The following is a 13,212-nucleotide window of genomic DNA, read 5'->3' on the forward strand; positions in this document are numbered from 1 at the left end:
GAACAGGGTCATTTTGAGGGGTATCTACTACATTCAGTGTTTGAGTATCACCTGCTGAAACATTTACAGCATGTCCTTGGGTATCAAGCGCGTAACCTTTTGGCGCGGTTCGTTCCCATACCTTATAGGTACCCAGTATAAGTTTATGTGAACATCCGTACCCGTTTTTATCGGTTGTAATGGTATCTACAACCTGTCCTTGGGTATCATACACATCATATTGCGCACCTTCAAGGGAATACATGGAATTATGGTCGCTACAATCAGGGTTTGAACTAGCTTTCTGAATTGCAATCCAGCCTGTCATACGTGGTGACCATTTTGGATGGCAACCAGCTGTAGAGGTGTTTTGCCCAATACTACCGTGACCATAACCTGTGCTTACATCTTTTCCATATCCTGCATATTTTGCGGATACTGCCGAATGAACTGTTATCTCATAGGATTTTCCACTTGCATCAGGAACTCCTGTGAATGAGTAAAATCCATCGGCAGAAACAAATCTGTCTGGGTTGATACATTGCGTTTTGATGATTACACCATCGGGCATAGTAACATTAAATTCAGCGAGCGACCAGGGATTATTCTTATAATTTTGCAAGTCAAACTTTTGATAGCATGTACCTGTAATTGTACCGTCTGAATGAAGTTCTACCGTACCGCCACCAGCTAAGTTAATTGGCTTTGCCTGCGAAAATGTTGCAAACAGCAGGCATGCAAAGAAACTTGTTAGAAGTATTGTTTGATATTTTGCTTGTTTAGGGCGCTGTAGATTCATAAAAAACCGAGGTACATATAAAGCTTGGACATGCGTGGCATATCTATTGAGCATAAAATGCAAGGTATGACAAAGTTGTTTGGCATAAACACACCAAATTCTATGGTTACCTATTATTCCTTTTACGGGACGTTGGCGCATAAAAAACGCACTCCTTTCGCATAACAGTGACAGAGGATTTGTTGAGTGCGCAATGTTATTGTGCTGCAATATGTCTATAAATTCTTTGAAAATTAGGCAGATTTATGCTTGTATACGCATGTGTTAGAGCCAGCTTATAAGGTATGTTTGAATGGAGTTTTATGCGCTTTTCGCATGGCATACGTTTTCTCTGCACAGTTGAATTAAATCTGCTGCAAAACAAACTTGGCACTCATTTGTTACAAACCATTGCGGAGAAAACGGAGTCTGATTTGATACAAGAAATGTATAACAGTTTATATCTAAAGTCAATGGATATTTTTTCGACCATTACGTAAAAGTTACTTTCATTGCATATTTTATACCATTTATCGAATATTTACCAAGGCGGCAATTATCTTGGCGTTATAGTGCATGTAATGTCACAAAACGTTTGTGATGAGAATGTCCTTGTCAATAGAATTGAGGATGATATGAATACTCTCTCGAGAAGGTCGTTTTTAGCTTCTTCAGCTGCTCTTTCTTTGTCTGCCTTGTTAGGTGGTTGTAGTTCAGGCGCAGGCTCAAACGGCGGTGCTTCGTCCAGTGATTTGGAGCGCATTGCAACTCAAGATGTTATTGATGCTGCAAAGAAAGACAAAGAGCTTATTGTTTATGGTTCATGTGACGAGCCGTATCTTGCGGTTGTCTGCGAAAAATTTAAGGAGCTCTTTGGTATAGATGCTCAATTCCAACGTATGTCAACGGGCGAGGTTCAGGCAAAAATCGAAGAGGAAAATGGGCATCCATCAGGCGATATATGGTTTGGTGGTACGACCGATCCTTATAATATTGCAGCTGCAAAAGGCTTGCTCGAGCCGTATAAAGCTCGTAATGACTCTCATCTTATGGCTTCGCGTTACAAAGATGCACAAGATATGTGGCATGGAATTTATAAGGGTTCCTTGGGCTTTTTCTATAATTCCGACGAGGTAAAACGTCTTAATTTGGACGTTCCTAAAGACTGGCCTGACTTACTTGACCCCAAGTATAAAGGGCTTATATGGTCGTCTAACTACTATACAGCAGGTACCGCGAAACTTATTTGCAATACGGCAATTCAAAAATATGGTCATGACAAGGGAATTCAATATCTTGTTGATCTGGATAAAAACATCGCCGTATACACAAAGAGTGGTGCGGGTCCTGCTAAAAATGTTGGTACGGGTGAATGCATTCTTGGTATTGGATTCTTAAGTCAGGCAATTGAACAAATTGTTTCAAACGGATACACTAACATTAGCCTCATCACGCCGTCTTCGGGTTCGGGATATGAGATTGGCGCTACGGCCATCATGAAGGGTTGCAAGCATCCAGACGCAGCTAAGCTTTGGGTTGAATTTGCACTTTCACCGCAGTGTGTAAACCTTGCTCAAACGGTCGGATCTAATCAATTTTTGGTTATTGATGATGGTCAGCAGCCTCAGGCTCCGCTTGATTTGGGTCTTGATCCTAGTTTCGATGACCTTATGGAGTACGATTTTGAGGACGCTAAACAAAATACCGAGAAGTACGTTCAAGAAGTTATGGCCGCGCTTCACGGTGGTGATGATCGCTTTAAGAAGTAATGTTTACGCGTTATGTGGCATCGTAGGGGATTATGCAGGAATTTAAGACGATAAAAGCTGGTTGTGAACCAATTGGTACCTATGCTGAAAAGTCAAGTAAATTTATAGCTTATCTCAGTCGCGTCACATGTAAGTCTGAAGCACAAACATATATAGAACAAAAACGAGCCGAACATCCTCATGCACGTCATGTATGTTCGGCTTGGCTTTTACCTGAGGGTATCTCGCATGTGAGCGATGATGGTGAGCCTTCTAAAACCGCAGGATTCCCCATATTATCTGTGTTACAACATTATGAGTTACATGCTTGCGTAGGTGTAGTTGTGCGCTACTTTGGCGGTATTTTGTTAGGAACTGGTGGTCTTAAGCGAGCTTACAGCACAGCTATTGAAAAAGCGTGTGAAGATGCATGTATGCATAAGCAACTAGTTAGCATGGGCATAGTAGAAAATCTTGTGCTCTCATGCTCGTATGCTTTATATGGCAGTGTTCAAAGTTGTATTGCACGCTATCAAGGAACTATCGCGGATACGCTTTTTGAAACATCCATACAGGTTACGGTGCGTTTTATTGCCCAAGATGAGAGAGCTAAGCGCTGTTTAGAGGAACTTAAAGATCTCTCCTGTGGCCAGATTGATGGCTTTATAACCGATAGATATGTTCACGAGATATAAATACGCGCACGGAAAACCGTGCGCGTATAAATTCGTAATTTTATACTGTTACAGTAGTTAGAGCAGCTAGAACAATTACAGAAGCTAGAGCACCATTTTTGCTATAACCCTATTTTTTACGCAGATTCAGAGCTCGTCCCATGTTAGACCATGGCATAACTTCTATATCAACTCCATTATCCCAAATATCCAATAATTGAGAAGAAAGATACTTTCTTGCGATATCAATTTCTCCGCCATAGAGTCTAAACCAGTCGGCGCTCATAATAAGATATCCATCTTTACCTGCGTCTTTACCCCAGCTGTTTTCAATCCTCCAAGCTTGTGGTTTGCCTTTCTTATCCAGTTGAACTCCCTGGAATGTCATAGCGTGCGTTAAACCAGTTTCATGGGTATCTACCATTGATGGTCTGCTCATATCAAAATCGATCCCAAACAAACCATTCATGTCAACAGTATCTGTTGCCAATATATACTTAAAGTCATCAATATAACGCGGGAACTGCTGGCAAACATCACATGCCATTGACACGGGGCGTCCGTCTTTAAGAGCGCTAATAGCTGCCTGCTCAAGCACTTCAGGTTCGACATTTAAGAAACGTGCAGCAAATCCGCCTAAAACAGAATCATCAAATTGAACGTGATACACCTTGTTATATTCAAATTTGGATGATGGAATTGAGGTAAGCTGAATATACTCATCGGGCTTAAAAGGCACATATTTCTCGGTAAATTCTTGAGGAGTGAGGTTGGTATCATACAAAACGGTTACGCGATCTTTATGATCTTTTTCCTCATCCTCATCCTTAGCTTTACCCTTAGCTTTAGCTTTAGCTTTAGACTTTTGAGAATCATCTTTTTCATCATCTTGAGGTTCTGGTAAAACAGTGTGAATCTTAGAAGCATCAGCTTTACATTTGGAACCAACTTCAATATGAAGGTCAAAGCTTTCGGGTGGGTTGCCAAGACAAATACACAAGAACGTGTAAACTTCTTTAAGCATTTCATCCTTAAGAGCGTGAAGAGTTTCTACAGATGCTCCTTTTTCTGCTTGTGTGCGCAACTCAAAAATATCCTTATGTAAGAGTCGTGCAAGTTGATTATCCATCTGTTCAGAATTTTCAGAACATGCAGTTTCCGGCATAGCTTCTTTAGGGACAACGCCCCATTTGCGAATAAGGTTCATAGCATAAAAGAAATATCCACCGTCAGCCGCAACTCCGTCTAATAAATATTCAACTTCTCTACTTTCAAGATCTTTATCACGGGTTGAGATAATGTATTCAAGTGTGGCGTTTGCTTTTTCGAGCTTATCGTAGAACATGCCATAGGCTTGACTAAATTCAAAGGTATCAACATCAAGGAACTTCATGGTTTCTTGGCGTGCCACATTGTACGACGCAAACATCCAACAACGGCCGCTGTGGCGTTGGTTGGTAATTTCTCCCACTTTGGGAATTGCTATTCCATAGGTGTCAGTATATGTTCTCATGGTAGAAATGTCGCGTGCTGCGCTCATAATATCCATGGAAGTAACAGCATTACGTGCGATTTTATTTGCTCGTTGTTTGGTAAAATGTTTATTTTGTTGTTTTGCCCATGCAGGTGAAAGCGTATTGTGTGAACTTACTTGTGCCATATGGCCTCCTTATTCAAATGCAATACAATTTGAATTTCATAAATTGATCATGTTATACATCCAACGATGTAAAATTATACAAAACCTTTATACAATACGGTAAAACTACGTATTTATTTTTTGAAAAGGAAACATCTTTGTGGACACTTCTTTAAAACATACCAATGATAACAACACTTCTTGGGAACAGATGTCTTTCGATTGGGATGTGCCTTATCAGGCAATACGTATTCTTACCATTCTTGAATCGCATGGTTGGAGTGCGTGGATAGTAGGCGGATGGGTGCGCGATATGGTTATGAGGCAACCATCTCATGATATTGACATAGCAACCTCTGCACCATGGCAACAAAGTGAGCGACTCTTCTGTGATAGTGGATGTAGTGTTTTTAGAACTGGCTGTAAGCATGGAACTATTACCGTTGTACTGGATCATTATGCTTTTGAAGTGACAACGTATCGAAGCGAAACAACATATAGCGATCATCGCCATCCCGATTCTGTTGTGTTTGTTGATTCTATCCAAAAAGATCTTGCGCGTCGTGATTTTACGTGTAATGCGCTTGCTTATCATCACGAGCGCAAGCTTTTGGACGTATACGGTGGAATAGACGATATACATGCACATATATTGCGCTGTGTTGGCAAAGCCGATGTTCGTTTTGCAGAAGACGCTCTACGCATGCTGCGTGCCTTGCGTTTTCAAGCTACCTTACATTTTGTGCTCGATAGAGATATTCAAACTGCACTTGACAGGCATTATCTCGAATTGTTGCGTATTGCCCCTGAGCGCATTGGTTCAGAAATTATTAAACTCTCAACTTCAGGTTTATTCTTTAGGAGTTTGCGAATGCATGAGAAAATTTTTACCGTGTGCATACCAGAATTTAAGGAGCTGTATAAGTGTCTTGGTGACCGTGATTTTTCACAGTATGGTAACGCTGAAACAGCTATTACTCGCTGTATACCTGAAGATGAACGTTTTATTTCGATGGCGCTTCTCATATCAGAAGCATTACCTGTGCAGGTATTACAAGATTTTTATAAGCGCCTAGAAAGATTCAATGTCCCACGCGCACAAAGTATGCGAATCATTAGAGAGCATGTAGTATTGCATAAACTTATAAAGGAATACATTTGTTGCAATAGTGAGACGCAAAATAGTGGCACGGAAAATAGTGGCAGACAAAATTGCATGGATGATGTTCGCAGGTGCTCAATGCGAAAAGAGCTTATCTCTGATTTACACTATCTTTTATTGAAAAAAAGTCCAGATCCTTATATTGAGATGTTTCATCTGTTGACGTTTGCGCGCCTGTATTGCCGTACATTTATGAAAGTGCCTACTCATGCATGCATACGAATTGAAGATCTACGTTATATGCTTTGGTGTATAAAGCAGCAGAAAGTGCCTTTGTCTTGTAAAGAGCTTGCAATAAATGGCTACGATGTGATGGAAGTTTGCAACATGAGCGCTGGCAAAGGGGTAGCGTGCACTCTTGAACATGTGCTTGCACTTGTACAGGAAGGTTGTTTAGTTAATAGCCGCTGTGTCTTACGCGCATATTTGAAAAATTTAAAGACCTACGAACATACAAGCCGCTGATAAAAGGGTAAGAAAAAGGCGCGCAAAAGGCGCGCCTATCGAAAATTGCCTAAACTCTAACGCTTAAGTTAAAGGTGAAAGTTATACATGTTGGTATGTTACAAACGAAAAGTGCACACCTTCAGAAGTTATGCCGCCTTCTGTGGTGCTTGTTATGCGCCAGTCGTCCATCTTGTCTAAATTAGGAAAATATGCATCTGCCTGGCATACGCAGTCGTTTTTAGTGACTACAATTTCTGTGCAATAGGGAAGAAATTGTTGATAGGTATAGGCTCCTCCAATAATCCATACATCCTCATCAGGTTTTATGTGAGAGAGCGCTTCTTGGGTTGATGTGTATACCTCGTAATTTTGCACGGATTTTTCTTGCTCTGTACAGGTAGTTTTTGGAAAACCTTTGCGTTCATAGGAATGTGTTTGTGCTAAGACGATATTGCGTCTATTTTTAAGCGGACCTTTCGGAAACGTTTCAAATGTTGTTGAACCCATAATAACGCATGCTCCAGTGGTCATACGTACAAAGTGTTGCATGTCAGCTTTGTTGGGGACAAGGAGTTCGCCTTTATATCCAATACCCCAGTCTTGCGTAACAGAAACGATTGCTTTAATCATTACATTTCCTTTGATAGGTTTAGATTTCACTTTGAGTGCTTGTAACGTTACGAGGTAACTCAACCGCTACACTGCAATAGGAATACCTTTAACTTGAGGTCCATGTTGATAGTTTTCAACGATGAGATCATCAGTTGTAAATTCATAAAAGTTATGAATATCAGGATTCAGATGCACCAGGGGAGCGGGATAGGTTGGACGCGTAATAAGTTCTTTTACAATGTCAACATGGCGGTCATAAATGTGTGCGTCAGAAATCATATGAACAAGCTCTCCTGCCTGCATATGATTAACTTGTGCAACCATCATAAGAAGGATTGCATATTGACATACATTCCAGTTGTTTGCCGCCAATATATCTTGTGAACGTTGAATGAGAAGCATGTTGAGGGTTGGTTGAGGGTTTCCTTCTTCGTGCGTAACGTTATAAATTGCACTGTAAGCACAAGGATAGAGATTCATCTGAGACAAATCAGCAAAGGTGTAGGTTGACGTCATAATACGTCGTGAATATGGATTATGTTTAAGGTCATATAAGACTTTATCCATTTGATCCATATCACCTTCGGGATAGTGGTTCTTAACGCCAATTTGATACCCGTATGCTTTTCCAATTGATCCAGTTTCATCGGCCCATGAATCCCAAATATGCGAATGCAGGTCATGAATATTGTTTGACTTTTTTTGATAAATCCAAAGAATCTCGTCCATAGCACTTTTAAGTGCGGTTCTGCGTAGTGTAAGAGCAGGGAACTCTTCACGCAAATCATAGCGATTGCATACACCAAATTTTTTAATAGTATAAGCGCTTGTTCCGTCTTCCCAATGCGGACGGACTTTTTCTCCTTGAGTAGTTGTTCCATGCTCTATGATGTCTTTGCACATCGATATAAATAGATCGTCAGCTTTACTCATTTGTGCTCCTTTGTGATGGTTTGCGACTTACGTGAACTTGACTTTTGTTGTCAAGTTTTACCATGCCGCGCAAAACAGTTTTAACTCTAGTTCAACTCTACGTATGTGCTCATTAGCAACCATGAGAAGTATAGAACAGCTCGCCCCAGGCAAGTCCAACAGATGTGGCAAGTTGTTTATCGGGAACAAGCCAATCAAGCGTGAGTAAATCGCCATATTCAAGCCATGTATATTCTGAATGCGCCACCAGCGTTATGGTTGCTCCGCAGGGAAAATGACATCCAAATGCATGAAGAACAATATGGGTATCGTCCACATCGTATTCAATACAATCAAGCGGCCATATAGATCCAAGCTCTATGTCAAGCTCTTCTTTAATTTCTCTTCTCAGCGCTGCTTCTGGAGTTTCGCCTTCTTCTATTTTTCCGCCAGGGAATTCCCAATAGTGATCCTCAACAGGTTGCAGGCGTTTTGCAGCTAAAACTTTTTCGTCGTGTTCGATAACAGCCGCTGCAACATGAATTGTTTTCATAGCACCTCTTTGTGTAAATTGTGAGCCAATGTTGGTAGGTATTACATTTATTTTTATCTATTGTAATAAATTAGTGTTGCTTGTTGATTGTCTCATAGAAATTCTAGGATTTTAAACGTATGAATGGCGCTCGAATTTGTAACGTATATTACAATGGTTTTGTAAAATTCATTCTTCAGGAGACGGAACTTTTGTATATAGAAACCTATGAACAGCTTGCCAGTTTTTGTGAGCGTGCAACAAAAAGCGATGTATTAGCAATTGATACAGAATTTATGCGTGAAAAAACCTTTTACCCTAAGCTTTGTTTGATTCAGCTCGCTACGCGTTCAGAAATAGTTCTGATTGATCCGTTGTCTATACCTAATCTTACGGACTTGCGTAAGCTGTTTTTGGATAAAAAAATTACTAAAATATTTCATGCGTGCTCCCAAGACCTTGAGCTTATTTATGATGTTTTTTCGTGCCTTCCAAAACCGGTGTTTGACACGCAGGTTGCTGCAGCATTTTTGGGTCATCGTTTTCAGATTGGTTATGGGCCTTTGGTTGATGCTCTTTGTCATGTGCATTTGCCAAAAGCCGAATCGCTTACCGATTGGACGCGTCGCCCTTTGGCAGAAGAGCAGCTTGAATATGCAGCAGATGATGTACGGTATTTGCCGCGTATTTATGACACGCTTTTACACGAACTGAAAGAAAAAGAGCGTTATGCATGGTTTTTGGAAGAAATGCATGAAGTTTGTAGTGAGCATCATGTGATTAAAAAACCTCAAGAGGCATATCTTCATATGCGTCGCATTTCTTCTTTAACAAGAAAGCAGCTAGCCATTGCGCGAGAAATTGGCATCTGGCGCGATGTTATTGCGTCACATAAGGATATTCCACGCAAATGGGTTATTCCCGATGAAATTGTTATCGACCTGTGTAAAAGCGCACCTAAAACAATGGAGCGTCTTGAACGCATTCGTTCGGTTGATACGCTTTCTATTGAAGATAAACAAACGCTTTTGCAAGCAATCGAACAGGGCGTGGCGTGTCCTCGTGAATTATATCCTGCTACAAAACGTCACGAACGCGCATCTCAGGAGATGGAAAGTGTTGTTGATCTTATGTATGCGCTTGTAAGATTACAATCTGAAAAAACCGGTGTTGCAACGCAACTTTTAGCAACGCGCGATGATTTATGTGCCTTTGTGCGTGGTGTATCAGATACACAATTGTCTGATTCGTGGCGTTTTGAGATGATTGGGCAAAAACTGCAGGCGCTTATGGAAGGTCGGGTTGGACTTACTGTAAAAGATGGTAAGGTTGAGCTTTTATAAAGGTAATCATGGTTTACCTCATAATGTGTACATACCCTTTGTTAGTGCTTTGCATTAATGTCCGCGCGATGTGGTATAAAATAATCTAGATACTTTAATCTGTTGGCTTTTAAAGTTATGAGGTACTTATGTTATACGGATATATGTTCGGCTTCGATCCAATCTATATGGGCATAGTCGTTGTTTCGCTGGTCATTGGTGCTTTATCTCAATCCTATATTAAAAAAACGTATGCACGTTGGTCTCAGATCGAAACATCTTTTAGCCTAACAGGCGCGCAAATTGCGCAAAATATGTTATCTGATTTAGGTAGTGCTTCTACGAGCATTGGCCATGTTGATGGTGACTTAACCGATTATTTTGACCCTCGAGATAATAGTTTGCACTTAAGTCCTGCCAACTTTTCGCAAGCAAGTGTAGCCTCTGTTGCGGTTGCTTGTCACGAGGCAGGACACGCGGTACAACATGCACGGGGTTTTGTATTTGCACAGTTGCGCTCGTTATGTGTGCCTTTGGTTAATTTTGCACAAAATAGCTGGAGCGCCATTTTGTTTATGGGCGTTTTTCTTAACGTTATTCAGCTTGTTCAGTTTGGTGTTCTCCTCTTTTTTGCGGTTGTAGCTTTTCAGATTATTACGCTTCCCGTAGAAATAGATGCTTCGAGAAGAGCCCTGGTATATCTTAGACAAGCAGGTACCCCCATCGACGAAGCAGGTGCTCGCTCGGTGCTTATTGCCGCAGCACTTACCTATGTATCAGCTGCACTTATTTCTATTCTTCAGTTGGTTTATATGCTAAGTCGTGTACGGGGTAGTCGCGATTAGGTGGGGGAGTGCTTAAAGACTTTTTGCACTGATGTCTTGTGTATAACAACTTGCCCGCAGTATAAAAGACGATGTAGAGCATTGTATAAGGAGTGGATAAGATATATGGAAAACGATAAACCTATTTCTGTATGTGACGCTGTTGCACAAGCCCAGTCCTGTGTTAAAACCATGCCTTCTTTGTGTGTCAATGGCGAGGTAAGTGGTTATAGAGGTCCTAACGCTCGTTCAGGGCATTGTTACTTTCAGCTTAAAGACGCACAATCAAGCATGGACGTCATTATGTGGCGATCCACCTTCAATGCCTGCAACTTTCAGATGAAAGATGGTCTTCAGCTTGAGGTTCGTGGCTCTTTTAATATTTATGGTGCAAGTGGAAAACTTTCGTTTGTTATAACGTCTGCTCATGTTGCAGGTGAAGGTCTTTTACGGCTGCAGGTAGCACAACTCGCCAAAAAGCTTGAGGCCGAAGGTTTGATGTCCGATGCGCGCAAACGCCCTATTCCGCGCTTTTGCTCAAGAATTGTTGTTTGCACATCGCTTTCTGGAAGCGTTATCGAAGACGTTAAAAGAACGCTTGCACGCAGGAATCCTTTAGTTGAAATACAAGCAGTAGGGTGCTCTGTTCAGGGCGCTCAAGCTCCTGCTACCATTTGCCGCGCACTGGCAATAGCTGCACAGGCAAAACCCGATGCCATTCTTTTGGTGAGAGGCGGTGGCTCGTTTGAAGACCTTATGTGCTTTAACGATGAAAGCGTCGCGCGTGCCGTAGCAGCTTCTCCAATACCTGTGATTACAGGAATCGGTCATGAACCCGATACGTCCATTTGCGATTTGGTTTCTGATAGAAGAACATCTACACCTACTGCTGCTGCCGAATCGGTTGCACCTGCTTTTGACGAGGTACAGGGTCAAATTTGGGAACGTCAGAGAAGACTTGCTCAAGCTATGTCAGCAATTTTAAAAGCGCAACGCGCCAATATCGAAAGTCTTTCTCAAAGTGCAAACCGTGTTATGCACTCTAAACTTGCCGAAACAAAAGTATATCTTGACCATATTTCATCGCGTAAGTGTCTCACCAGTCCTGATGCGTTTATCAGCGAAAAACAAACATCTTTAGAGCTTACAGCCGAGCGACTTTTTGCCGCGATGCCACGTGATATTTCACGTTTTCGCGAGCGTACCACGCCGCTTTTCATGCGTTTTAATAAAGCAGGTGTAAGTTTCTTACAACCGTATAAACATGCGTTAAGTTTGTATGCTCAAGCGCTTGATACGCTTTCGCCACTTAAATCGCTTGCACGCGGATATAGCATTGTCCAAGCAGATGACGGCCATGTTGTTTCGTCTGCTTTAGATGTTAACGTTGGAGACCGTATTGCTATTATGCTTGGCACAGGCTCACTTCATGCGTCTGTGAGTGATATTTGCACCACTAATGAGCTTTCAAAGAGCTAAGCATTACGTAAGGTGTGTATTTTGTCTGTTAGATAGCAGATAGTTGCCTATGAGTACAAGCGAAAACTTTGTTTTCGCATAAGAGAAAGGTTCTGTTATGTCAAACCAAGAAGAAAAAAGTGCCGTATCTCAAGCACAAGACGTTGAAGCAATGAGCTTTAAAGAAGCATCTATTGAGCTTGAGCGCATTGTTCGCAGCCTTGAAAGCGGTGATTTGGAGCTTGAAGCATCGCTTGAGAATTACAGCCGTGGCGTAGAGTTACTTAAAAGTCTGCGTCAAAGACTTGAGCGTGCCGAACAAAAGGTACAGGTTCTTGTAGATGCATCTTCAGAATCGCTTGAAACATCCGATACCTGTGCTGCTCCGTCTGTTGCGTATATAGATGAATAGGACTTCTTATGAAAACAGTAGATGATTGTATTTTTTGCAAGATTATAGAAGGAAAAATTCCTTCAGAATTTGTATATGAAGATGACCTTGTTTGCGCTTTTAAAGACTTAAATCCGCTGGCACCAGTTCATATTTTAATTGTTCCTAAACATCACTATGACGACATCCTCGATGATGTAGATGCCGATACGCTTTCTGCGTTGGTGCATGCTGCGCGAGAAATAGCTGTGCATTATAAGCTAGAGCATGGGCTTCGTCTGGTAACTAATAAAGGTGATGATGCAGGACAAAGTGTACACCACCTACATATTCATCTTTTGGGTGGAGCTCCGCTTTCAAATTCGTTTGGAAAAGCTTAATTTATGTAGCTCTTTTATGTTGGGTTTGTTTTGTCTAATATATGCAACAATGTTTGAGTCTGTAACGTTTTGATTTAATGCTTGAGAGGTTCGCTATGAATGTACTTGTGATTAACGCGGGAAGTTCTTCGCTTAAATATCAGCTGCTAAATCCTGACACCAAAGAGGTGTTTGCAAAGGGAAATTGTGAGCGTATTGGTATCGACGGCTCCTTTATTGGTCACGAAGAGCTTGGTGGCGAAAAGCAAATTATGAACGTTGCCCTTCCTACGCACAAGGACGCTATCAAATACGTTTTTGAGATTATAAAGCCTTTGGGCAAAGAAGTTGCAGGAATTGGACACCGTGTTGTAC

General features: G+C 41.4%; 13 protein-coding genes and 1 pseudogene. 9 read left to right on the top strand and 5 right to left on the bottom strand.

Going from position 1 to position 13,212, the window contains the following annotated elements; translation table 11 throughout:
- A partial coding sequence (locus AC5GD6_RS05475; RefSeq protein ID WP_491846409.1) for an MSCRAMM family protein occupies positions 1–919 on the bottom strand: 919 nt, incomplete at its 3' end.
- Between the two features lie 473 nt (positions 920–1,392).
- On the opposite strand from AC5GD6_RS05475, the gene AC5GD6_RS05480 reads away from it, so the two are divergent.
- Positions 1,393–2,526 (top strand): ABC transporter substrate-binding protein, encoded by a 1,134-nt coding sequence (locus AC5GD6_RS05480; RefSeq protein ID WP_010242224.1) that lies wholly within the window; start codon positions 1,393–1,395, stop codon positions 2,524–2,526.
- A gap of 32 nt (positions 2,527–2,558) precedes the next feature.
- The gene (locus tag AC5GD6_RS05485; RefSeq protein ID WP_491846410.1) at positions 2,559–3,200 is read left to right on the top strand and encodes an IMPACT family protein; all 642 of its coding nucleotides are present in this window, start codon (positions 2,559–2,561) and stop codon (positions 3,198–3,200) included.
- A 109-nt stretch (positions 3,201–3,309) separates the two neighbouring features.
- On the opposite strand, the gene AC5GD6_RS05490 is transcribed toward AC5GD6_RS05485, so the two are convergent.
- Positions 3,310–4,839, bottom strand: a complete 1,530-nt coding sequence (locus AC5GD6_RS05490) for a C1 family peptidase (RefSeq protein WP_491846411.1) — start codon at positions 4,837–4,839, stop codon at positions 3,310–3,312.
- A 139-nt stretch (positions 4,840–4,978) separates the two neighbouring features.
- Here AC5GD6_RS05490 and AC5GD6_RS05495 point away from each other — a divergent pair, with 139 nt between their 5' ends.
- Positions 4,979–6,445 (top strand): CCA tRNA nucleotidyltransferase, encoded by a 1,467-nt coding sequence (locus AC5GD6_RS05495; RefSeq protein WP_491846412.1) that lies wholly within the window; start codon positions 4,979–4,981, stop codon positions 6,443–6,445.
- Between the two features lie 81 nt (positions 6,446–6,526).
- Here the strand turns inward: AC5GD6_RS05495 and AC5GD6_RS05500 are convergent, their stop codons facing one another.
- From AC5GD6_RS05500 to AC5GD6_RS05510, 3 genes are all read right to left on the bottom strand, one after another.
- Positions 6,527–7,057: a dihydrofolate reductase gene (locus AC5GD6_RS05500; RefSeq protein ID WP_311444311.1), complete on the bottom strand. Its 531-nt coding sequence runs from the start codon at positions 7,055–7,057 to the stop codon at positions 6,527–6,529.
- A gap of 66 nt (positions 7,058–7,123) precedes the next feature.
- On the bottom strand, positions 7,124–7,972 hold the full coding sequence (gene thyA / locus AC5GD6_RS05505; RefSeq protein ID WP_416431940.1) for a thymidylate synthase: 849 nt from the start codon (positions 7,970–7,972) through the stop codon (positions 7,124–7,126).
- 112 nt (positions 7,973–8,084) lie between these two features.
- On the bottom strand, positions 8,085–8,504 hold the full coding sequence (locus AC5GD6_RS05510) for a (deoxy)nucleoside triphosphate pyrophosphohydrolase (RefSeq protein WP_048596975.1): 420 nt from the start codon (positions 8,502–8,504) through the stop codon (positions 8,085–8,087).
- Positions 8,505–8,695: 191 nt separating this feature from the next.
- Between AC5GD6_RS05510 and rnd the strand changes: the two genes are divergently transcribed.
- The 6 genes and pseudogenes from rnd to AC5GD6_RS05540 form a co-directional block, all read left to right on the top strand.
- Entirely contained in the window at positions 8,696–9,826 is a 1,131-nt protein-coding gene (rnd, locus tag AC5GD6_RS05515) for a ribonuclease D (protein WP_491846413.1), read from the top strand.
- Between the two features lie 128 nt (positions 9,827–9,954).
- Complete coding sequence (locus AC5GD6_RS05520) at positions 9,955–10,650, top strand: zinc metallopeptidase (RefSeq protein WP_491846414.1); 696 nt, start codon at positions 9,955–9,957, stop codon at positions 10,648–10,650.
- Between the two features lie 105 nt (positions 10,651–10,755).
- Complete coding sequence (gene xseA / locus AC5GD6_RS05525; RefSeq protein WP_491846415.1) at positions 10,756–12,108, top strand: exodeoxyribonuclease VII large subunit; 1,353 nt, start codon at positions 10,756–10,758, stop codon at positions 12,106–12,108.
- Between the two features lie 97 nt (positions 12,109–12,205).
- Positions 12,206–12,499, top strand: coding sequence for an exodeoxyribonuclease VII small subunit (gene xseB, locus AC5GD6_RS05530; RefSeq protein WP_473225363.1), 294 nt, complete (start codon positions 12,206–12,208; stop codon positions 12,497–12,499).
- Between the two features lie 8 nt (positions 12,500–12,507).
- A complete protein-coding gene (locus AC5GD6_RS05535) occupies positions 12,508–12,858 on the top strand; it encodes an HIT domain-containing protein (RefSeq protein ID WP_416431944.1) in 351 nt (116 codons plus the stop codon).
- A gap of 95 nt (positions 12,859–12,953) precedes the next feature.
- Positions 12,954–13,212 (top strand): annotated as a pseudogene (locus AC5GD6_RS05540) (acetate/propionate family kinase); the annotation flags it as partial.

The sequence above is a fragment of the Fannyhessea sp. genome, from assembly GCF_986145555.1.